The organism is Streptomyces sp. NPDC026672, assembly GCF_040638185.1.
Lineage (GTDB): Bacteria > Actinomycetota > Actinomycetes > Streptomycetales > Streptomycetaceae > Streptomyces.
This window is the reverse complement of sequence record NZ_JBEZXS010000010.1, coordinates 70,651-92,186: the sequence shown is the minus strand read 5'-3', so window position 1 is coordinate 92,186 and position 21,536 is coordinate 70,651. Positions and strand designations below refer to the sequence as shown.

The 21,536-nt window shown below is 72.4% G+C and carries 18 protein-coding genes and 2 tRNA genes; 16 read left to right on the top strand and 4 right to left on the bottom strand.

All coding sequences use genetic code 11. The annotated features are described in order from the left end of the window. The first annotated feature begins 55 nt into the window (after nucleotides 1-55). The 5 genes from rsfS (at nucleotide 56) to AB0F77_RS14105 (ending at nucleotide 1,987) form a co-directional block, all read left to right on the top strand. Entirely contained in the window at nucleotides 56-502 is a 447-nt protein-coding gene (gene rsfS, locus AB0F77_RS14125) for a ribosome silencing factor (protein ID WP_361946734.1), read from the top strand. Beyond that, nucleotides 499-1,170, top strand: coding sequence for a histidine phosphatase family protein (locus AB0F77_RS14120; protein ID WP_361946731.1), 672 nt, complete (start codon nucleotides 499-501; stop codon nucleotides 1,168-1,170). The genes rsfS and AB0F77_RS14120 overlap by 4 nt, the downstream gene beginning before the upstream one ends. Nucleotides 1,171-1,290: 120 nt before the next feature. Continuing rightward, nucleotides 1,291-1,363 (top strand) — tRNA-Ala (locus tag AB0F77_RS14115). 213 nt (nucleotides 1,364-1,576) lie between these two features. Next, nucleotides 1,577-1,750 carry a hypothetical protein gene (locus AB0F77_RS14110; protein WP_361946728.1) on the top strand — a complete coding sequence of 58 codons (174 nt, stop codon included), beginning with the start codon at nucleotides 1,577-1,579 and terminating at the stop codon, nucleotides 1,748-1,750. Between the two features lie 3 nt (nucleotides 1,751-1,753). Beyond that, nucleotides 1,754-1,987 (top strand): hypothetical protein, encoded by a 234-nt coding sequence (locus tag AB0F77_RS14105; RefSeq protein ID WP_006136074.1) that lies wholly within the window; start codon nucleotides 1,754-1,756, stop codon nucleotides 1,985-1,987. Here the strand turns inward: AB0F77_RS14105 and AB0F77_RS14100 are convergent. Next, nucleotides 1,956-3,170 carry a glycosyltransferase 87 family protein gene (locus AB0F77_RS14100; protein WP_361946726.1) on the bottom strand — a complete coding sequence of 405 codons (1,215 nt, stop codon included), beginning with the start codon at nucleotides 3,168-3,170 and terminating at the stop codon, nucleotides 1,956-1,958. The two genes, AB0F77_RS14105 and AB0F77_RS14100, sit on opposite strands and share 32 nt — an antisense overlap. A 113-nt stretch (nucleotides 3,171-3,283) precedes the next feature. Here AB0F77_RS14100 and AB0F77_RS14095 point away from each other — a divergent pair. After that, nucleotides 3,284-3,356: transfer RNA gene (locus tag AB0F77_RS14095), tRNA-Ala, on the top strand. A gap of 149 nt (nucleotides 3,357-3,505) precedes the next feature. On the opposite strand, the gene AB0F77_RS14090 is transcribed toward AB0F77_RS14095, so the two are convergent. Beyond that, nucleotides 3,506-5,116 (bottom strand): NADH-ubiquinone oxidoreductase-F iron-sulfur binding region domain-containing protein, encoded by a 1,611-nt coding sequence (locus AB0F77_RS14090; RefSeq protein ID WP_361946723.1) that lies wholly within the window; start codon nucleotides 5,114-5,116, stop codon nucleotides 3,506-3,508. Then, nucleotides 5,113-6,396, bottom strand: coding sequence for a cytochrome b/b6 domain-containing protein (locus AB0F77_RS14085; RefSeq protein ID WP_361946720.1), 1,284 nt, complete (start codon nucleotides 6,394-6,396; stop codon nucleotides 5,113-5,115). Before AB0F77_RS14085 ends, AB0F77_RS14090 begins: the two co-directional genes overlap by 4 nt. A gap of 401 nt (nucleotides 6,397-6,797) precedes the next feature. Here AB0F77_RS14085 and leuS point away from each other — a divergent pair, with 401 nt between their 5' ends. From leuS to holA, 9 genes are all read left to right on the top strand, one after another. Beyond that, on the top strand, nucleotides 6,798-9,680 hold the full coding sequence (leuS, locus tag AB0F77_RS14080) for a leucine--tRNA ligase (RefSeq protein ID WP_361946717.1): 2,883 nt from the start codon (nucleotides 6,798-6,800) through the stop codon (nucleotides 9,678-9,680). Nucleotides 9,681-9,821: 141 nt separating this feature from the next. After that, nucleotides 9,822-10,556: a hypothetical protein gene (locus AB0F77_RS14075; protein ID WP_361946714.1), complete on the top strand. Its 735-nt coding sequence runs from the start codon at nucleotides 9,822-9,824 to the stop codon at nucleotides 10,554-10,556. Between the two features lie 71 nt (nucleotides 10,557-10,627). Beyond that, nucleotides 10,628-11,473 (top strand): DegV family protein, encoded by an 846-nt coding sequence (locus tag AB0F77_RS14070; RefSeq protein ID WP_361946711.1) that lies wholly within the window; start codon nucleotides 10,628-10,630, stop codon nucleotides 11,471-11,473. Between the two features lie 220 nt (nucleotides 11,474-11,693). Beyond that, a complete protein-coding gene (locus tag AB0F77_RS14065) occupies nucleotides 11,694-12,797 on the top strand; it encodes a ComEA family DNA-binding protein (RefSeq protein ID WP_361946708.1) in 1,104 nt (367 codons plus the stop codon). Between the two features lie 62 nt (nucleotides 12,798-12,859). Beyond that, on the top strand, nucleotides 12,860-15,502 hold the full coding sequence (locus AB0F77_RS14060; protein WP_361947097.1) for a ComEC/Rec2 family competence protein: 2,643 nt from the start codon (nucleotides 12,860-12,862) through the stop codon (nucleotides 15,500-15,502). A gap of 4 nt (nucleotides 15,503-15,506) precedes the next feature. Continuing rightward, nucleotides 15,507-16,358, top strand: a complete 852-nt coding sequence (locus tag AB0F77_RS14055; protein WP_361946705.1) for an arylamine N-acetyltransferase — start codon at nucleotides 15,507-15,509, stop codon at nucleotides 16,356-16,358. A 159-nt stretch (nucleotides 16,359-16,517) separates the two neighbouring features. Further along, the gene (locus tag AB0F77_RS14050; protein ID WP_361946702.1) at nucleotides 16,518-17,399 is read left to right on the top strand and encodes a YceI family protein; all 882 of its coding nucleotides are present in this window, start codon (nucleotides 16,518-16,520) and stop codon (nucleotides 17,397-17,399) included. Between the two features lie 49 nt (nucleotides 17,400-17,448). Then, the gene (locus AB0F77_RS14045) at nucleotides 17,449-17,694 is read left to right on the top strand and encodes a hypothetical protein (RefSeq protein WP_361946699.1); all 246 of its coding nucleotides are present in this window, start codon (nucleotides 17,449-17,451) and stop codon (nucleotides 17,692-17,694) included. A 93-nt stretch (nucleotides 17,695-17,787) separates the two neighbouring features. Beyond that, on the top strand, nucleotides 17,788-18,777 hold the full coding sequence (gene holA / locus AB0F77_RS14040) for a DNA polymerase III subunit delta (protein WP_361946696.1): 990 nt from the start codon (nucleotides 17,788-17,790) through the stop codon (nucleotides 18,775-18,777). Nucleotides 18,778-19,069: 292 nt separating this feature from the next. Here the strand turns inward: holA and rpsT are convergent, their stop codons facing one another. Next, on the bottom strand, nucleotides 19,070-19,336 hold the full coding sequence (gene rpsT, locus AB0F77_RS14035) for a 30S ribosomal protein S20 (RefSeq protein WP_015660447.1): 267 nt from the start codon (nucleotides 19,334-19,336) through the stop codon (nucleotides 19,070-19,072). Between the two features lie 233 nt (nucleotides 19,337-19,569). On the opposite strand from rpsT, the gene lepA reads away from it, so the two are divergent. After that, complete coding sequence (lepA, locus tag AB0F77_RS14030) at nucleotides 19,570-21,438, top strand: translation elongation factor 4 (RefSeq protein ID WP_361946693.1); 1,869 nt, start codon at nucleotides 19,570-19,572, stop codon at nucleotides 21,436-21,438. Nucleotides 21,439-21,536 lie beyond the last annotated feature (98 nt).

Below are 21,536 nucleotides of genomic sequence, written 5' to 3'. Positions count from 1 at the left end.
CCCGGCGGTCCGTGAGACCCTTGAGGTCAACAGACCGCCGACGGAAAGCCATGCAGTGACCGCTACCGACCGTTCCCTCGAGCTCATCAACGCCGCCGCCCAGGCGGCCGCCGACAAGCTCGCCCACGACGTCATCGCCTACGACGTCAGCGACGTCCTGTCGATCACGGACGCCTTCCTCCTCGCCTCCGCCCCCAACGACCGCCAGGTCAAGTCGATCGTCGACGAGATCGAGGAGCGGCTGCAGAAGGAGCTGGGCGCCAAGCCCGTGCGCCGCGAGGGCGACCGCGAGGCCCGCTGGATCCTGCTCGACTACGTCGACATCGTCGTCCACGTGCAGCACAGCGAGGAGCGGGTCTTCTACGCCCTGGAGCGGCTGTGGAAGGACTGCCCCGAGATCGAGCTGCCCGCCGACGCCAAGGCCACCCGCGGCAAGGGCGCGGAGCACGCCAGGCTCCAGGCCGCGGAGGAGGCCGCGGAGCCCTCCGGGGAGTGGCGATGAGCGCCACCGGCGAGGTGTCCGACGGCAGGGCCGGCCGGGGGCGCCGGATCATCCTGTGGCGGCACGGCCAGACCTCCTGGAACGTGGAGCGCCGCTTCCAGGGCACCACGGACGTCGAGCTGACCGGGACCGGCGTAGGCCAGGCCCGCCGCGCCGCCCGGCTGCTCGCCTCCCTGCGCCCGGACGCGATCGTCGCCTCGGACCTCAGGCGGGCCTCGGAGACGGCCGCCGAGCTGGCCGCGCTCACCGGCCTGGAGATCACCCGCGACGAGGCCCTGCGGGAGACGTACGCGGGCGTCTGGCAGGGCCTGACGCACGAGGAGATCATCGTCAGGTACGGCGAGGAGTACACCGCGTGGAAGCGCGGCGAGCCGGTGCGCCGCGGCGGCGGGGAGCTGGAGACCGAGGTCGCCGACCGGGCCGCCCCCGTCGTGCTGCGGCACGCCGAGAAGCTGCCCGAGGACGGCACGCTCGTGGTGGTCAGCCACGGCGGCACGATCCGTACGACCATCGGCCGCCTGCTCGGCCTGGAGGCCCGCCACTGGGAGAGCCTCGGCGGTCTCTCCAACTGCTGCTGGTCCGTCCTCGGCGAGGGCGCCCGCGGCTGGCGGCTGCTGGAGCACAACGCCGGCACGCTGCCCGAGCCGGTCCTCGGCGACGACGACTGAGCCGCCGTACGGGACGCCGGGGCCCGGATTTCACTTTGCGGCAGGTCGCAGGCTAGAGTTCTTCTTGTTCGCCCCGCCGAGCGGGGCGAAACACCATACGGCCCAGGTCGTGTGGAACCAGGGGCTATAGCTCAGTTGGTAGAGCGCCTGCATGGCATGCAGGAGGTCAGGAGTTCAATTCTCCTTAGCTCCACATCCCGAAGAATCCCGTCCTCCCGAGGGCGGGATTTCTTGTTGTCCGAAACTGCTTGAGTCACCGGGGCCCCCACAGGCGTATACCTCTGCGAGGACGACTTCCGCGCTCGTCGTGTCCGGACTGGTACTGAGGCGTCGCTGACCGTGTCGGCCCGGCCGTGGCAGAATCAAACGGCCGGAAGGGGGCGCGGCCCGACGGGAGGGAGTAGCGATGCCTGCGAGCATCCTGGAGGAGGGCGGCCACCTCCTCGCTGCGGCGTTGACACGGGAGACGGCGATCCGCCTCAGCTGCCCTTCCTGCGGTTCCGCGCATGTGGCCCAAGTGCTCGGCGACAACGGCGGAATCTCCTACGTGTGCACGGCCTGCGGCCACAGCTGGAGCTGATCGATGGGTGCACACAGGCGTAAGTGCGACTGGTGCGGGAGCGGTACCCCGATCGTCCGCGACATGGAGCCGATCAACCCCGACTACCAGTACTGGTGCGAGGAATGCGCGCGGGCGCTGATCATAAAAGGCGACCCGATCGAGACGTACCGCGAGCTGGAGGGCGAGCCGATCTACGGGCGGCTCCTGGAGGAGCACTGCACCCTCAAACGGTTCTACTCGTTCGTGACGGCGTGACGTCCGCCGGGTGCCGGAGGCGGCGTCCGGCGAGCGACAGGAAGCACAGCCCGGCCGCCGCGTAGAGCGAGCAGAGCGCCAACTCGCTGGCTCCCTGGTGGAGTTCGGGTCGTCCGGAGCCGTGCGGCACCCACCACGGGACGTACGAGCAGAACACCAGCAGCGTGCCCGCGGCGACCGCGCGGTGTCCGCGCGTCCACAGCACGAGCACCACGGGCACGCACCACACCCAGTGGTGGGACCACGACACCGGGCAGATCAGCAGCGCCGTCACCGCGCACGCCACGACCGCCGGGCCGTGCCGCCCGCGCAGTTCCGCCGCGACCGCCACGGCGAGGCCCGAGAGGGCCACCAGGGCCGCCGCGACGGCCCAGGGGGCTCCCGGCTCGGGCGTGTGCAGGACGCGCGCCAGAACGCCGCGCAGGGCCTGGTTCGCGGTCTCCTCGGCGTGCCCCACCCGTCCCGTGCGCAGCACCACGCCGGTCCAGAAGCGCCAGGAGTCGTACGGCAGGACGGCCGCCGCGAGCAGCGTCGCCCCGGCGAACGCGGCGACCGCCCCGCGCGCGGGCCGCAGCCAGGGGTCCGGGTCGACGCCCCGCAGCCGCGCGGTGAGCCCGGTCGCCACCAGGAAGACCACGAACAGCGCCGGCGTCAGCTTGACCGCGGCGGCGAGCCCGAGGCCCGCACCGGCCCAGCGGGCGCCGGGGGAGCGGCGCACCAGGTCGCCCAGGACCAGGACGGCGAGCAGCAGGTTGACCTGCCCGTAGCGCAGGGTCGTCCACACCGGCTCGCACCACACGGCCAGCGCCGCGACCCACCACACGCTCGCCCGGCGCGCGTGCCCGACGAGGAGCAGCGACAGCCGGACGAACGCGATCAGCAGGGCGAGGTTGCCGGCCGTCGCCAGGGCGCGCAGCTGGCCGGTGTCCAGGAGCGTGAGGGGGGTGAACAGGAGGGCGGCGAACGGCGGGTAGGTGGCGGGCAGCCGGAACGCGGTCGTCCGCAGGGCGTAGAGGTCGCCTCCCGCGCGGACGGTCGCCCCCTCGGCCCGGTACACCATCAGGTCGATCATCGACACGTGCGCGGCCCGCTGCGCCAGCCAGAACACGGCGAACGACACCAGGCACGCCCCGAGGGCGACCGGGGTCCGACGGTGGGCCCCGGAGAACGCGATCACGGTCACGGAAAGCGACACTAGTGCCCGTAACGGCCCAGAACGGAAACGATTTGGTGGTGTGCCCTGTCGACCGTGTAATGTTGGCGTCGCCGCCGGGGAAACCGGGCGGACCACAGCGAGGGGCTATAGCTCAGTTGGTAGAGCGCCTGCATGGCATGCAGGAGGTCAGGAGTTCAATTCTCCTTAGCTCCACAGAAATCGAAGGCGGACCGTCCGATCGGACGGTCCGCCTTCGGCGTGTGTACGGCTTGGACGTGTGTACGGCGTCGCGGGGCGTGCACGGCTTCGGAGTGCGCCCGCGGTGGGGGCCGTCCGTCTCCGGACGGCCCCCACCGCTTGGTTCAGCGGCCGAGGGCGCGGCGGCCGCGGCCCTGCGAGAGGACCGGCAGATTGCGGGAGGGCGCCTGCGCGCGGGTGTCCTCCTCCAGGCGCAGCGCGAGGGCCGGGCAGCGGCGCACCGCGCGCAGCGCCTTCGCCTCCGCGTACTGCGGCACCTTCGCCTGCGCGACGGTCGGGAAGCCGTCGGCGCCGAGCTGGAAGACCTCCGGGAGGATGTCCGCGCACAGGCCGTGGCCCCGGCACAGGGTCCAGTCGACGTAGATCTTCTGACGGCTGGCGCCGCTGTCCTCGGGCTCCGCGCCGGAGGTGATGCCCGCGGGGGTCCTGCCCCCCTCGAAGAGCGGCAGGACGCCCTCCACGGGCCGTCCGCAGCCGTTTCCGAGGACATGGGCGGCGAGGTCGTCGGTGAACGCCTTGATGGTCGACTCCAGGAACATCGCGGAGCCGTCGGGGTGCGAGCACGCGCCGCGCCGCTTCACGTTCTTGGCGACCTGCTTGAGCGCCTCCAGGGCGGCCGGTCCGCCGCCGTTGAGGATGTCCTCCATACCGCGCGCGGCGGCCGGCAGCCCGAGGTAGCAGGGGCCGCACTGGCCCGCGCTCTCCTCGGCCAGCCACTGGGCCACCCGCAGCGACTCGCCCAGCGGGCAGGTCTCCTGGGTGATCGGCAGGATGGCGCCGGCGCCCAGCGAACCGCCCACCGCGTCCAGGGAGTTGCGGGAGACGATCGCCTCGTTGACGGTCGCCGCGTCGATCCACTTGCCGTGGTAGCCGCCGGTGAGCACGCCCTGCGGCACCGGCGGGGCGCCGGCGAGCTGGAGGACGTAGCGCAGCGGGACGCCCGTGGGGACCTCGATCACCATGGGGCGCGCGACCGCGCCGGAGACCGTGAGCATGACGGTGCCCGGCTCGTCGTACAGGCCGGTGTTGCCGTAGCGCTCGGGTCCGATGCGGGCGGCGATGGCGAGTTGGGCGAACGTCTCGGCGTTCGACAGCAGGGTGGGGGCGCCGCCGACGCCGGTCTGCGAGGCGCTGACCTTGCGGCCCGGCGGGATCGCGGGGCCGCCGTCGACGGAGCGGATCACCGACGCGGCGGCGCCGGTGACCATGCGGACCGGGTTGCGCTGCACCCACGCGCGCAGGGCGGAGCGGCGGCTGTTGCTCAGGCCGCGTTCGGCGAGCGCGGCCTCCATGGAGCGCTGGGTGGACTCGCGGGTGACGGCGATCACGAGCGTGCGCGCGCCCATGGCCTCGGCGCACAGCAGCGCGCCGTCCAGGATGAGGTGCGGGGCACGGTTGATGAGCACCGTGTCCTTGCGGCAGGCCGGTTCGTCCTCACTGCCGTTGACGACGACGACCGGCCGCACGCCGCGCTTGATCGCCGCCTCGGCGACCGAGCGCAGCTTCTTGTGGAAGGGGAAGCCCGCACCGCCGCGGCCCTTCAGGTTGATGCGCTCGGAGAGCTGCGCGAGCTGTTCACCGCCCAGGGGTTCGAGCGGCCCGTGCACCTTGAGGTGCATGGGGAGATCGAGTCGTTCGACAAGGTCGAAGCCCGACGTGAGCTGCGGAAGACCGACCACGCGGACTTCGGGTACGTCGGGCAGGGCCTCGTTCACCTATAGCCTCCGGAAGGCGTGTTCCACGGTTCGCCCGGGCCGGGCGTGTCGAAGGACGGGGTGCCGGGCGGTGGTTCAGTGGCGGGACCGCTGTTGTACGTGTCACCCGGGTTGTACGTCCCGTAGGGCACGTTCGTCTCACCGGTGTTGTACACATCACTCCCGCCGTACCCGCCGGTGCCCGGATTGCCCTGGGCCGGGATGGTGTATCCGGTGTCCTGGAGCGGGTCGTACGCCGACGGGGGCGCCTCGCCGACCGGCGGCGGGGACGGGACGGGCCAGGTGCCCGAGGTGCTGGAGGGGCCGTCCACGCGCGGCATCGCCTGGGTGGGCAGCTGGTCCATCGGCAGGCCCGTGCCCTGTCCGCCCGCCCAGGGCTGCTGGCGGGGCGTGGACACGGCCCGGTAGGCGGCCGCGAAGCCGGGCGCGGGGTCCGGGGCGGGCGGCTCGTAGGAGGGCGTCCGGGGTCCGGGCCGGTCGTCGCGCGCGGGGCGCCGGTTGTCGTAGCCGGGCATCCCGGGCAGCGCGGAGGAGGTCTCCGCCATGCGGGACCGGCTCGCGTCCAGGTCGTCGCGGTCGTCGCGCCCGATGGGCTCGTTGCCCAGGAGTGCGACGAGCCGGTCGGCGACCCTGCGCTTGAACGGGCGGGGCGCGGCCCGCAGCGCGATCGCGGCGGCGACGCCGACCAGGCACAGCTCGTACGACACCATGAAGAACGTCTTGGCGGGGCGGCCCGCGAACAGGCCGTGGACCAGGGCGGCGCACCAGGCCGGGTAGGCCAGCATGTGCATCGCGCGCCAGCGCGCGGCGACCGGCGCCGGGGACGCGAACTGGTTGCGCAGGGCACCGGTGACGCCCACGAAGATCATGAGCAGTCCGGCGAGCGAGCCGAGGCCGATGAGGCCCGCGCTGCCCTTGACGCCGAGGCTGAAGGGGATCACCGCGGCGATGAGGACCGTGTGGTCGAGCGCCAGCTTGACGGTGATGTGGACGAGCAGGAAGGCGATCGAGGCGACGGCGGTCACCCGGTGCACACCCTGCGCGACGATGCGCTGGCGGATGTTGAGGATGAGCCGGTCCTGGGCGACCAGGCCCCAGATGACCGAGCAGGTGAGGCACACCAGGGACAGCACGCCGGCCCCGAAGTTGAGGAAGTCCTGCAGCCAGTTGCCGCCGAACAGCACGACCACGGGTATGAGGAGCAGGACGACGGCGCTCGCCACCCCATAGGCCGACCGGCCGGGTTTGGGGAGCGAACTGTTACTGCGACGAGGGTTCATGGGGGCAACTCCGAGCGGTTCGGGAAAGCGGTCCCGCCGCCGCACTCTAAGCGGCGCCATACCGATCAGTTAGACGTTTGAGTTATTGCGTTGTTATCAAAGGGCTGTGCGACTGTTGCGATGTCCCGGTAGTGGGCGTTACGCGAAGTAATCGTTGAACTTGGTTCAGTGCTTGTGCTGTCAACCAGGCATACGGAGCAGCGTCGCCCCTTGCTCAAGGGCTGAGGTACCCTGACGCCATGCGTGCCGTACGCCTTCTGCTTAGCGGGCCGCGCTGATCAGTTCCGACCACCGGAGATCGTGGTCGGCATCGGCGCGGCATCCCCTCCTGTGCGAGGGGATTTTTCGTTTCCTGAAAGTCGCAGCCGCAGGCAGAGACGATCTATGGAGCTTTGAGGATCATGAGCGAGACGAACCCCGCTGCCACCGCCGCCGCGTCGGCCGAGGCCGCGCCGCACCGCTACACGGCCGCCGTGGCGGCCGAGATCGAGGCACGCTGGCAGGACTTCTGGGACGCGGACGGCACCTACGCGGCCCCCAACCCCAAGGGTGACCTGGGCGGCGACCCGGAGACCGCCGCGCGGCCCAAGAAGTTCATCATGGACATGTTCCCATACCCCTCAGGTGCGGGCCTGCACGTCGGCCATCCCCTGGGCTACATCGCGACCGACGTCTTCGCCCGCTTCCAGCGGATGACCGGTCACAACGTCCTGCACACCCTGGGCTTCGACGCCTTCGGCCTGCCCGCCGAGCAGTACGCCGTGCAGACGGGCACGCACCCGCGCGCGTCGACCGAGGCCAACATGGAGAACATGAAGGCCCAGCTGCGCCGGCTGGGCCTGGGCCACGACAAGCGCCGGTCGTTCGCCACGATCGACCCGGAGTACTACAAGTGGACCCAGTGGATCTTCCTCCAGATCTTCAACTCCTGGTACGACGACGAGGCCGGCAAGGCCCGCCCGATCTCCGAGCTGATCGCCCAGTTCGCGTCGGGTGACCGCACCGTACCCGGTCACACCCGCGCGTGGAACGAGCTGACCGCCGTCGAACGCGCCGACGTCCTGGGCGAGTTCCGCCTGGCCTACGCCTCCGACGCGCCCGTCAACTGGTGCCCGGGACTGGGCACCGTGCTGGCCAACGAGGAGGTCACCGCCGACGGCCGCTCCGAGCGCGGCAACTTCCCCGTCTTCAAGGCCAAGCTGCGCCAGTGGAACATGCGCATCACCGCCTACGCCGACCGGCTGCTGGACGACCTGGAGGAGCTGGACTGGCCCGAGGCCATCAAGCTCCAGCAGCGCAACTGGATCGGCCGCTCCGAGGGCGCCCGCGTCGACTTCCCGATCGACGGCGAGCACATCACGGTCTTCACCACGCGCCCGGACACCCTGTTCGGCGCGACCTACATGGTGCTGGCCCCCGAGCACCCGCTGGTCGACCGGTTCACCCCCGAGGCGTGGCCCGAGGGCACCCGCGAGGCGTGGACCGGCGGTCACGCCACGCCCACCGAGGCCGTCGCCGCCTACCGCGCCCAGGCCGCCGCCAAGTCGGACGTGGAGCGCCAGGCCGAGGCCAAGGACAAGACCGGCGTCTTCACGGGCGCGTTCGCGACCAACCCGGTCGACGGCGAGCGGGTCCCGGTCTTCATCGCCGACTACGTCCTGATGGGCTACGGCACCGGCGCGATCATGGCCGTCCCGGCCCACGACACGCGCGACTTCGCGTTCGCCCGCGCCTTCGACCTGCCGATCCGCTGCGTGGTCGAGCCCAACGACGACCGCGGGACCGACACCTCCGCGTGGGACGACGCGTTCGTGTCGTACGACGCGGTGATCGTCAACTCCGCGAGCGACGACGTGAAGCTGGACGGCCTGCGCGTCGCCGAGGCCAAGGCCCGCGTCACCGAGTGGCTGGCCCGTCGCGGCATCGGCGAGGGCACCGTCAACTTCCGCCTGCGCGACTGGCTGTTCAGCCGCCAGCGCTACTGGGGCGAGCCCTTCCCGATCGTCTACGACGAGGACGGCACCGCCCACGCGCTGCCCGAGTCGATGCTGCCGCTGGAGCTGCCCGAGGTCGAGGACTACTCGCCGCGCACCTTCGACCCGGACGACGCCGACACCCAGCCCGAGACGCCGCTGTCGCGCAACGAGGAATGGGTCCACGTCACCCTGGACCTGGGCGACGGGCCGAAGAAGTACCGCCGCGAGACCAACACCATGCCCAACTGGGCCGGCTCCTGCTGGTACGAGCTGCGCTACCTGGACCCGCACAACGACCGGGAGCTGGTCGACCCCGAGATCGAACGGTACTGGATGGGCCCGCGCGCGGGACAGCCGCACGGCGGTGTCGACCTGTACGTCGGCGGCGCCGAGCACGCCGTGCTGCACCTGCTGTACGCCCGCTTCTGGTCCAAGGTCCTCTACGACCTGGGGCACGTCTCGTCCGCCGAGCCGTTCCACAAGCTGTTCAACCAGGGCATGATCCAGGCCTACGTCTACCGTGACAGCCGGGGCATCGCGGTGCCGGCCGCCGAGGTGGAGGAGCGCGACGGCGCCTATTACCACCAGGGCGAGCAGGTCAGCCGTCTGCTGGGCAAGATGGGCAAGTCCCTGAAGAACGCGGTCACTCCGGACGAGATCTGCGCCGAGTACGGCGCGGACACCCTGCGCCTGTACGAGATGGCGATGGGCCCGCTGGACGTCTCCCGCCCCTGGGACACGCGCGCGGTGGTCGGCCAGTTCCGGCTGCTCCAGCGGCTGTGGCGCAACGTCGTCGACGAGACGACCGGCGAGGTCACCGTCACCGGTGCCGAGCCCGACGACGAGACGCTGCGCGCCCTGCACAAGGCCGTCGACGGCGTGCGCCAGGACCTGGAGGGTCTGCGCTTCAACACCGCCATCGCCAAGGTCACCGAGCTGAACAACCACCTGACCAAGGCGGGCGGGGCGATCCCGCGCGCGGTCGCCGAGCCGCTGGTGCTCATGGTCGCGCCGCTGGCCCCGCACATCGCCGAGGAGCTGTGGCGCCGCCTGGGCCACACCGACTCGGTCGTCCACCGGGACTTCCCGGTCGCCGACCCGGCGTACGTCGTGGACGAGACCGTGACCTGCGTCGTGCAGATCAAGGGCAAGGTCAGGGCCCGTCTGGAGGTCTCGCCTGCCGTCTCCGAGGAGGAGCTGGAGAAGGCCGCCCTGGCCGACGAGAAGGTCGTCGCGGCGCTGGACGGCGCCGAGATCCGCAAGGTGATCGTCCGCGCGCCCAAGCTGGTCAACATCGTGACCGCATAGTCGGCGCGGCCGGCGCGACCGGCGCGGTAGGGGTGGTCCCCTACGGGCAGGTTCGGGGTTCTTCCGGAACTCCGGACCTGCCCGTTGCGTTTACCGTGGAGAGGCGGGGCACAGCGCGCCGCCGGTCCGAGGAGGAGCGTCGTGGAAGCAGTGATCGCAGTCGTCGCCCTGCTCTTCCTCCTGTTCGTGGCCCTCGGGGCGTACGCCACGTTCAGGGCGATCGGCGCGGCCAAGCGAGGTGTCGACCGCACGATCGACCAGGCCCGCCGCACGGTCGAGGACCACACCCTGCGTGCCAAGTCCTTCGCACAGCCCGGCCCGGTGGGTGAGATCGCCCAGCTCAGACTGAGCCTGCGCACCTCGATGCGGGCCACCCAGGACGCGCTGCGGGCGGGTGTCACCGAGGACGAGTCGCTGCGCGAGTCCCTGGGCCTGTTCCAGCGGCTCAGCGCCCACGGCCAGGAACTCGACGGCGAACTCAAGCGCCTGGAGTCGGAACCGGACCGCGCCACCCTGGCCGCCCGCCTGCCCGAGCTGCGCCGCCGCACCGAGCGCATCACACGCTCCGCGGACTCCCTGCGCTGGGCCGCCCGCGACCGCGCCCACCGCTTCGCCGACGACGACCTGGACTCGCTGAGCACCCAGATCGACGTCGAGACGGGCGCCCTGCGGCACTGGCAGCGCACGGAGTCCGACCCGACACCGCCCCCGTGGCCCGACGCCCCGGAGCCCGACGGCCCGCACACCCGGCAGACCTGGCCCGGCACCGCGGAGCCCGGCACCGGTCAGGAACAGGCCAAGCCCGCCATCACACCGCCCGGCCGCAGCCCCGTGTACCCCTGGCAGAAGAAGCCCCGCCCGGAGAGCACAACTTGATCCGGCCGTTGCCGGGCAGGTGAAAGGGGCCGAGCTGCCGCATGGGCACTACGCCAGGTAACCTCCAGCTCATGTCCCGCCATGTCGCGATCGTCACCGATTCAACGGCCTACCTGCCGCCCCGGACGATGGAGCGTCACGGCATCACGGCGGTTCCCCTGACCGTCGTCCTCGGCGACCGCGCGCTCGAAGAGGGCACCGAGATCTCCACCCGTTCCCTCGCCCAGGCCCTGCAGAAACGGCGCCCCGTCACCACGTCCCGGCCCAGCCCGGCCCAGTTCGCCGAAACCTATCGCAGGGTCGCCGGGTCCGGCGCCACCGCCATCGTCTCGCTCCACCTCTCCGCCGAACTGTCGGGCACGTACGACGCCGCGGTCGTCGCGGCGCGCGAGGCACCGGTGCCGGTACGGGTCGTGGACACCGGGATGATTGCCATGGCCCTGGGCTTCTGCGCCCTCACCGCGGCCGAGGTCGCGGACGCGGGCGGCACGGTGGACGAGGCCGTCGCGGCGGCGGAGAAACGGGCCGCGGCCACCTGCGCCTACTTCGTCGTCGACACCCTCGACTATCTGCGCCGCGGCGGGCGCATCGGCGCCGCGCAGGCGCTGCTCGGCTCCGCGCTCGCCGTGAAGCCCCTGCTCCAGCTGGAGGGCGGGCGCATCGAACCGCTGGAGAAGGTGCGCACGGCGTCTAAGGCGGTCGCCCGGCTGGAGGAGATCGTCGCCGAGCGGGCGGGCACCGCGAAGGTCGACATCGCGGTCCACCATCTCGCCGCGCCCGAACGTGCCTCGGCCCTGGCCGACCGGCTGCGGACGCGGCTGCCGGGGCTGGCCGACCTGCATGTGAGCGAGGTCGGGGCGGTGATCGGGGCGCACACCGGGCCGGGGCTGCTGGGGGCCGTGGTGTCGCTTCGGTGACGGGGTGAGGTGGGGAGCCGGTGGGGGCCGGGGAGCCGGTGGGATCCGGTGGCGGAGCCGGTGTGGAGCGGAGCCGGTGTGAAGCGGGGCGGGGTGTGGGGCGGGGCGCGGGGCGCTCCAGGGGGCTCGAACGGGTGACAGGGTTTTCCACAACCGGGCGGTAGTCCCCGGGAATTGAGCAAGATCATCGTGATGCGGCGGGATGTCGGATCCTCGTCGCATGGCACTTCGATCACGCTCACGCACAACGACCGCGACCAGTGGACCGGGCCGGGCCCCGGCCTCCGACAGCCGTACCCGGCACCGCCGTCAGCCCATCCGTCGGACCTCTCGGCACGGGCACGCGCCGGTGGACGACCTGCGCCGCCGCGCGGAACTCCTCTTCGGCGAACCCGGCCCGGAACGACAGGAGTCGGGGCACGGCCCTCCGGGCGGGAGCGGGAGCGGGGGAGTGGGAGCAGGGGCGGTGGCGGTTGCGGGGGATGCGCCGCTCGGCGTCGGCCACGCGTCGCCCGACGTCGGTCATGTGCCGCCGGGCGGGCGGGACTTGCCCGGTGACGACCGTCCGCCCGGTCTGCGGGAGCGGGTGGGGACCGCCCTGCGGGAGCGGATGCCGGTGTGGGTCCAGGCCAGGTGTGGGATGGAGCGGCGGGGCGTGATCGCGCTCGCGGCGCTGCTCGCCCTGGTCGCGGTGTTCGCCGTGCAGCACTTCTGGGCGGGGCGCCCGCAGACGGTGCGGGCACCACAGGTGGTGCGGGCCGAGCAACGGGTGGGCGAGAAGGAGGGGAGGGAGCCGGGCGAGGCGCCGTCGACCGGCCCGGCCGGGGCCGCGTCGGCAGCGATGGGCACGGCGGGCGCGGCGGGCGCGGCGACCGAGATCGTGGTGGACGTCGGTGGGAAGGTCCACAGGCCGGGCATCCAGCGGCTGCCGGCGGGGTCGCGGGTGGTGGACGCGCTGCGGGCGGCGGGCGGGGTGCGGCGGGGCGTCAGCACGGACGGGCTCAACCGGGCGCGGTTCCTGGTGGACGGCGAACAGATCGTCGTGGGCGCTCCGGCACCACCGGGCGGCGCGGGGGCGGGCGGTGGCGGTCCGGCCGGTTCCGGGGCGGCGGTGGCCGGGGCCGGTCCGGTGGTGCCGATCTCCCTGAACACGGCCACGGTCGACCAGCTCGACACCCTGCCCGGCGTCGGCCCGGTCCTGGCCCAGCACATCGTGGACTACCGCGCCCAGCACGGCGGTTACCGCTCGGTCGACGAACTCCGCCAGGTCAAGGGCATCGGCGACCGCCGCTTCGCCGACCTGCGCGACCTGGTACGGCCATGACCCCCACCGACCCCCTGCCCCCGCCTCGGCCGGCGGTGCCTGCTCGTGAGCCCCGGCACCCCGTGCACGCTGCCGCCGGGAGTCGGCTCGGGGACGCTCATCCTCGGCAGGAGGGGCCGGTCGATCTGCGGTTGGTGCTGCCCGCGCTGGCGGCATGGGGGACCGCCGCGGTGGTGGTGGACGCCCCGGCCGCGTGGGCCGCCCTCGTCGCGGTGGGGTGTCTGGGCTCGGCGGTGCTACTGCTGCTGGTCCGGCGCCGGGGACCGGTGCCCTCGGCGCGGTCCGGTTGGCGCCGGGTGTCCGTCGCCGCCGTGCTGCTGTGCACCGGCGCGGCCGCGGTGTCCGCCGGACTGCACGGGGCGGACACCGCACGGGGACCGGTGCCGGGGCTGGCCCGGGATTACGCGAACGTCACGGCGGAGGTGGAGATCGGGTCCGACCCCTGGCTCAGCAGACCCCGCGTCCGCGGTGATCACGCCGCGCCGACCGCCGTGCTGGTCCGGGGCGAGGTGCGCCGGATCCGAAGGCCCGACGGCTCGGCCGTGGATGTCCGGACACCGGTACTGATGATCGTCGACGAGGACGTCCCGCCCCCTGTCCCGACCCCGGCCTCGGCTCCCGGGGCGGCTTCCGCCTCGGTCTCCGGCCCGACCCCGGCCTCGGCTCTCAGGGCGGTCCCCACCCCGGCCCCGGGAGCGACTTCCGCCTCGGTCCTCGTCCCAACTCTCCCCTCGGCTCCTCGGGTGGCTCCGGCCGGTCGGGACGGTGTCGTGGGCTGGCTCGGGCTGTTGCCCTCCACTCGGGTGCGGGTGAGTGCGCGGCTCGCGCCTGCTGGTGCCGGTGGTGATCGCACCGCCGCGGTGCTGCGGGTCGCCGAGTGGCCCGTGCCGGAGGTGGTGGACGGGCCGAGCGGTGCGCAGCGGGTCGCCGGACGGCTGCGGGCCGGGCTGCGTGCGGCGACGGACGGGCTGCACGGCGACGCGCGGGCCCTGCTGCCGGGCCTGGTCGTCGGGGACACCTCACGGATCACACCCGATCTGGACGAGGCGTTCAAGGAGACGGACCTCGCGCACCTCCTCGCCGTCTCCGGCAGCAACCTCACCGTGCTGCTCGCCCTGCTCGTCGGACCGCCCGGCCTGGCGCGTCACGCCGAACGCCGCGGCCTCGCCCCGTACCTCGGCGTCTCCCTGCGGACCACGGCACTGCTCGCCGGGGCGCTCACCCTCGGCTTCGTCGTCGTGTGCCGCCCCGATCCGAGCGTGCTGCGGGCCGCGGCCTGCGGAGCCGTCGCCCTGCTCGCCCTGGCCACCGGCCGCCGCAGATCCCTGATCCCGGCACTGGCGACGGCCGTCCTGCTGCTGGTGCTGTACGACCCGTGGCTGTCGCGGAGTTACGGCTTCCTGCTCTCGGTGCTGGCCACCGGGGCGCTGCTGGTGCTCGCGCCGAGATGGAGCGCCGCGCTGCGCCGGCGCGGGGTGCCCGGACGGCTCGCCGAGGCGCTGGCGGCGGCCGCCGCGGCCCAGGCGGTGTGCGCGCCGGTCGTCTCGGTGCTGTCGGCGCGGGTCAGCCTGGTGGCCGTGCCCTGCAATCTGCTGGTCGAGGCCGCGGTCGCCCCGGCCACCGTGCTGGGCTTCGCGGCGCTGGCCGTCGCACCGGTGATGATGCCGGTGGCCAAGGCGCTGGCGTGGTGCGCGAGTTGGCCGGTCCGCTGGATCGCGGGTGTCGCGCGGACGGGGGCCGCGCTGCCCGGCGGAGGAGTGGACTGGCCCGGCGGCTGGGCGGGGGCGTTCCTGCTCGCCGGGGTGACCGCGGCCGTCGTGCTCGCCGGGCGGCGGCTCCTGCGGTACCCGATGTGGTGCGGGGTGTGCGCGTTGCTGCTCCTGCTGGTGGTGCTGCGGCCCGTACCGCTGACCCGGGTCGTCACGGGCTGGCCGCCGCCCGGCTGGCGGTACGCGATGTGCGACGTGGGGCAGGGCGATGCCACGGTGCTCGCGGCGGGCGCGGGCAGCGGGATCGTCGTGGACGCCGGGCCCGATCCGGCGCTGGTGGACCGCTGTCTGCGCGACCTCGGCGTCACCAGGGTCCCGCTGGTCGTCCTGACCCACTTCCACGCCGACCACGTCGCGGGGCTGCCCGGTGTGCTGCGCGGCCGGGCGGTGGGCGGGATCGAGGTGACCGGCTTCGAGGAGCCGGCGGAGCAGGTCGGGTTCGTCCGGCGGGAGGCGGCCCGGCGGCACGTCCCGGTCGTCCGCGCCGTCGCCGGGGAGCGTCGCCGTGCCGGGGGAGGGCTCTCCTGGCAGGTGCTGTGGCCGCCCGGGGGCCCGGCGCCGCCGCCCGACGGACCCAACGACGCGAGCCTCACCCTGCTGGTCCGCTCGGGCGGGCTGCGGCTCCTGCTGCTCGGGGACCTGGAACCCCCGGCGCAGCAGGCGCTGTCGAGGTCACCGGCGGCGGCCGGCCTCGGCGACGTGGACGTGCTGAAGGTCGCCCATCACGGTTCGGCCTACCAGGACCCGGAGTTGATACGGCTCGTGGCGCCGAGGGTGGCGCTCGTGTCGGCCGGCGCGGACAACCCGTACGGGCATCCGGCGCCGAGCACCCTGGCCGCGCTGCGGGCCGGCGGGGCGGTGGTGCTGCGGACGGACGAGGACGGCGCGCTGGCGGTCGCCGGGGCGGGCGCCGGGCTGCGCGTGGCGCGAGACTGAGGGCATGAACCCCGCACAGGCCGACGCCTACCTCCGCCGCATCGGGGCCGACCATCCGGCCTGGCCCACCGTCGAGGTGCTGCGTGAGCTGCATCTGCGCCATCTGACGGCCGTGCCCTTCGAGAACCTGTCCCTCCACCTCGGAGAGGAAATCGTGCTGGACGAGAGGCGGCTGCTGGACAAGGTGGTGGACGCGCGCAGGGGCGGGTTCTGCTACGAACTCAACGGCGCGTTCGGGGCGTTGCTCACCGCGCTCGGCTTCGCCGTCACCCTGCTCGCGGGGCGGGTGTACGGGGCGGGGGGCCGGCTCGGCATCCCGTACGACCATCTCGCGCTGCGGGTGGGGACGGTGGACGGCGGCGCGTGGCTGGCCGACGTGGGGTTCGGGACGCACAGCCACTATCCGCTGGTGTTCGACGAGCGGGGCGAGCAGTTCGACCCCGGTGGGGTGTTCCGGATCGCGGAGTCGGGACCGGACGCGGCAGGTGCGGGCGGCGCGGGCGCGACGGGGCCGGTGGACCTGGACGTGCTGATGGACGGCAGGCGGCAGTACCGGCTGGAGACGCGGCCCCGGGTGCTGGGCGACTTCCGGGCCGGGGCCTGGTGGCACAGCACCTCGCCCGCCTCGCACTTCGGCAGGTCGACGGTGTGCTCCCGGGTCACGGAGGAGGGCGGCAGGGTCACGTTGAGCGGGCGGACGCTGACGGTGACGGCGCCCGACGGGAAGCGCGAGGTGCGGGAGCTGGAGGCGGACGAGGAGGTGCTGGCGGTGTACCGGGAGCGGTTCGGGATCGTGCTGGACCGGGTGCCGGCGGTGCGGGGGAGGGGGACGGAGGACGGGGGAAGCACGGAGTGAGCAATGGGGACAACATCGGATGTCTGGCGGCTACTCGTGCGTAGTCCCATCACATGTGCTGGTTTCCCGCGATGTGGGTTCGTGTTGCCTCGAAAGCCGCATCGGTGATCGAATATCTCTTCGGCAACGCAGAAGTCGAAGCACACAGGGGTGGCGTAGATGGTCGGCCGCTGGCTGGGAAACCGAACGAACCGAGTGCAACGGACGAGTCCGCTCGCCGCGGTGCAGACGCCACCCGAGGCCGGGGTGCTGAGCTGCCGGGTGCTCGACCCCGTCAACGAGCCGGTGACACATGCGGAGTTCGCGATCAGCGACGCGCAGGGACGCAAGGTGGTCAGCGGCGGCACCGATCCCTACGGGTCGTTCATGACGACGGTGCCGGCGGGGGAGTACCGGCTCGCGGTGTCCGCCGAGGGGTACACGCCGTACCGGGCGACCGCGGTGGTCGGGGAGAACACGCTCGCCTCGCTGGGCGACGTGACCCTCCAGGTCGCGCAGCCGCCCGAGCTGCCGGCGCCGGGCGACTGGGAGATCGAGCGGACGCACTCCTCGATCACGTTCACCGCGCGGCACATCGGGCTGGCCCGTATCCACGGGCGGTTCAACTCCTTCGCGGGGGCCATCCGGATCGACGACCGGGCGGAGCGGTCCGCGATGCACGCCGTGATCGACGCCTCGACCATCGACACCGGCGTGCCGATGCGCGACGACCATCTGCGCTCGGCGGACTTCCTGGACGTCCAGCGGTTCCCGACGCTGGAGTTCTACAGCGAGCGCTGTGTGCACAAGGGCGGCAACCGGTGGGCGGTCGCGGGTGCGCTGTCGCTGCACGGGGTGACGCGGACGGTCACCCTGGACCTGGAGTACCTGGGGCTCGGCAACGGGATGGAGGGCGAGGTGCGGGCGGCGTTCCGGGCCTCGACGGAGCTGCACCGCGACGACTTCACGGTGAGCTGGCAGACGATGCTGGCCCGGGGGATCGCGGTGGTCGGCCCGAGCATCAGGGTGGACCTCGACGTGCAGCTCGTGCGCAAGGGCTGAGCGGTCCGGGCCGCGCCGACCGGTGCCGCGGGTGCCGGACAATGGGCGCGTGAGCGACGTGAGACATGTGCTGGTGCTGCCCGACCGCGACGCGGCCGAGGAGGTGGCCGAGGCGCTGGCCGTGCGGTTCGGCGTGGCCGAGGAGCCGCGCCTGGTGCGGGACGCTCTGGCGGGGGAGGACGACGCGGAGGATGCGCAGTGGCTCGTCGTCCTGCGGGACGAGGCGGCGCGGCTGGACCCGGTCGAGCTGGACGCGCTCGCGGGGGAGTGGGACGGCTGGCGCGAGGAGCCGTAGACCGGGTGGTGTCGGGAGCCGTGGGCCGGGGGTGTCAGGGGCCGGGTGCCACGGCCCGGCGCGTTGTCGGTGGGGCGTGGGATGCTGGTCGCGATGGCCAGGAAGACTGCTGACAACGACCCGCTCGCCCCGGTGACGCTCGCCGTGGGCCAGGAGGACCTGCTGCTCGACCGTGCCGTGCAGGAGGTGGTGGCCGCGGCCCGCGCCGCCGACGCCGACACGGACGTACGGGACCTGACGCCGGACCAGGTGCAGCCCGGCACGCTCGCCGAGTTGACCAGCCCGTCCCTCTTCGCGGAGCGCAAGGTGGTGGTCGTGCGCAACGCGCAGGACCTCTCGACGGACACCGTCAAGGACGTGAAGGCGTATCTGGGGGCGCCCGCCGAGGAGATCACGCTCGTGCTGCTGCACGCGGGCGGGGCCAAGGGCAAGGGGCTGCTGGACGCGGCGCGCAAGGCCGGGGCGCGGGAGGTGGCGTGCCCGAAGATGACCAAGCCGGCGGACCGGCTGGCGTTCGTGCGCGCCGAGTTCCGGGGGCTCGGGCGGTCGGCCACCCCGGAGGCGTGCCAGTCGCTGGTCGACGCGATCGGGAGCGATCTGCGGGAGCTTGCCTCGGCCGTGACCCAGCTCGTCGCGGACGTGGAGGGGACGATCGACGAGGCGGTCGTCGGGCGGTACTACACAGGGCGGGCCGAGGCGTCGAGCTTCACGGTCGCCGACCGGGCGGTCGAGGGGCGGACGGCGGAGGCGCTGGAGGCGCTGCGGTGGTCGCTGGCGACGGGGGTGGCGCCGGTGCTGATCACCAGTGCGCTCGCGCAGGGGGTGCGGGCGATCGGGAAGCTGTCGTCCGCGCGGGGCGGGCGGCCCGCCGATCTCGCGCGGGAGCTGGGGATGCCGCCGTGGAAGATCGACCGGGTGCGGCAGCAGATGCGGGGGTGGACGCCGGACGGGGTGGCCGTGGCGTTGCTGGCGGTCGCGGAGGCGGACGCGGGGGTGAAGGGCGGGGGGGACGATCCGGAGTACGCGTTGGAGAAGGCCGTGGTGGCTGTCGCCCGGGCGGCGCGGTCGCGGGGGCGGGTGTAGCCCGTCGGCTGCGGGAGCGTCTCCGAGGGGGTTCCGCCCCCTGGACCCCGCCTCGCCCACCCACCAGCCGACTCGGTGAGTGATAACGGGTGCTCGTCCCTCCCCCGGCCCGGTACCAGAGTAGGGAAGCGGAAAACCCCGGTTCCCCCTGGGGAAGGGGGGACCGGGGTTCCGTCGGAGCCGGGTGGATCCGCGCCCGCGTGGCGAACGCAGGCCGCGCGCGGATCCTGGGGTGCCGGGTGGAGGCGGATGAGAGAGGGCCCGCCTGGGTCCCCCGGCGTCACATCAGGTGTCAGCCCTTGAGGGACGCGACCTTGGAAGCGAGCGCCGACTTCTTGTTGGCGGCCTGGTTCTTGTGGATGACGCCCTTGGAGACGGCCTTGTCGAGCTGGCGCGCGGCAGCGCGCTGGTACTCGGTGGCCTTCTCGACGTCACCCGCGGCAGCGGCCTCACGGGCCTTGCGGATCGCGGTCTTGAGGGAGGACTTGACGGCCTTGTTGCGCAGCCGGGCCTTCTCGTTGGTCTTGATCCGCTTGATCTGGGACTTGATGTTCGCCACGAATGAGCCTTTTCAGGTTCTGGCACGGGGCCGCACGGATGCCGCGCGGTTCCGACGCCGGGTGATTTCTTGAAGGTGTGCCTCGCGCTGAGAGGGCAAGAGACACAGCCCCCCACACTACCAGCGGCCCGGCAGACGGCCCAAACCCGCTCCAGCCCCCCGCCCGTGGGACCATGGAAGCTACGTATCGATCCGACCCGAGGCATAAGGCGCCTCAAGAGACAGGACCCTGCGTGCCCGCGACCCCTAACAATGTGCCCGAGCCGAGCCGTACCGACCCGGCTCTGATCCGCAACTTCTGCATCATCGCGCACATCGACCACGGAAAGTCCACGCTCGCCGACCGGATGCTCCAGCTGACCGGTGTGGTCGAGCAGCGGCAGATGCGTGCTCAGTACCTCGACCGCATGGACATCGAGCGTGAGCGTGGCATCACGATCAAGTCCCAGGCGGTGCGTCTGCCGTGGGCCCCCACCCATGACCCGGGCAACACGCACATCCTCAACATGATCGACACCCCGGGTCACGTCGACTTCACGTACGAGGTCTCGCGGTCGCTTGCCGCCTGCGAGGGGACGATCCTCCTCGTCGACGCCGCCCAGGGCATCGAGGCGCAGACCCTCGCCAACCTCTACCTGGCGATGGAGAACGACCTCACGATCATCCCCGTGCTGAACAAGATCGACCTGCCGGCCGCACAGCCGGAGAAGTTCGCCGAGGAGCTGGCCAACCTGGTCGGCTGCGAGCCCGACGACGTGCTCAAGGTCTCCGCGAAGACCGGTCTGGGCGTCGAGGCGCTCCTGGACCGGGCCGTCGAGCGGATCCCGGCCCCGGTGGGCGTCGCCGACGCCCCCGCGCGGGCGATGATCTTCGACTCGGTGTACGACTCGTACCGCGGTGTCGTGACGTACGTCCGGGTCATCGACGGACAGCTCAACAGGCGCGAGCGCATCAGGATGATGTCCACGGGCGCCACGCACGAGCTGCTGGAGATCGGCACCAACTCGCCGGAGATGCTCCCGGCCGACGGCCTCGGCGTGGGTGAGGTGGGGTACCTCATCACCGGCGTGAAGGACGTCCGCCAGTCCAAGGTCGGTGACACCGTCACCAGCCAGCACAAGGGGGCCACGGAGGCGCTCGGGGGCTACAAGGACCCGAAGCCGATGGTCTTCTCCGGTCTGTATCCGCTGGACGGCTCCGACTACCCCGAGCTGCGCGAGGCGCTGGACAAGCTCCAGCTCAACGACGCCGCCCTGGTCTACGAGCCGGAGACCTCCGCGGCCCTCGGCTTCGGCTTCCGCGTCGGCTTCCTCGGCCTGCTGCACCTCGACGTGATCCGCGAGCGGCTGGAGCGGGAGTTCGGCCTCGACCTGATCGCCACCGCGCCCAACGTGGTCTACCGCGTGATCATGGAGGACGGCGAGGAGCACACCGTCACCAACCCGAGCGAGTTCCCCGAGGGCAAGCTCGCCGAGGTGTACGAGCCGGTCGTGCGGGCCACGATCCTCGCGCCCACCGAGTTCATCGGCGCGATCATGGAGCTGTGCCAGACCCGGCGCGGCACCCTGCTCGGCATGGACTACCTGTCCGAGGACCGGGTCGAGATCCGCTACACACTGCCGCTCGCGGAGATCGTCTTCGACTTCTTCGACCAGCTGAAGTCGAAGACGCGCGGGTACGCCTCGCTGGACTACGAGCCCACGGGCGAGCAGGACAGCTCACTTGTCAAGGTCGACATCCTGCTGCACGGCGACAAGGTGGACGCCTTCTCGGCGATCACCCACCGGGACCAGGCCTACGCGTACGGCGTAAGGCTCGTCGCCAAGCTCAAGGAGCTCATCCCGCGGCAGAACTTCGAGGTGCCGGTGCAGGCCGCCATCGGCTCCCGGGTCATCGCCCGCGAGACCATCCGCGCCATCCGCAAGGACGTCCTCGCCAAGTGCTACGGCGGTGACATCTCCCGCAAGCGGAAGCTGCTGGAGAAGCAGAAGGAAGGCAAGAAGCGGATGAAGATGGTGGGTTCCGTGGAGGTTCCGCAGGAGGCGTTCATCGCCGTCCTGTCCAGCGATGACAGCGCGGGGTCGGCCAAGGGCAAGAAGTAACCGCAGGTCGCGCCGGGGTATGGGCGCAAACCGGGTGCAACAGGGGCTCGTCGGGCGAAAGTGCGGCGGGCCCCTGTGCATGCGTACGGTCGCTCTCT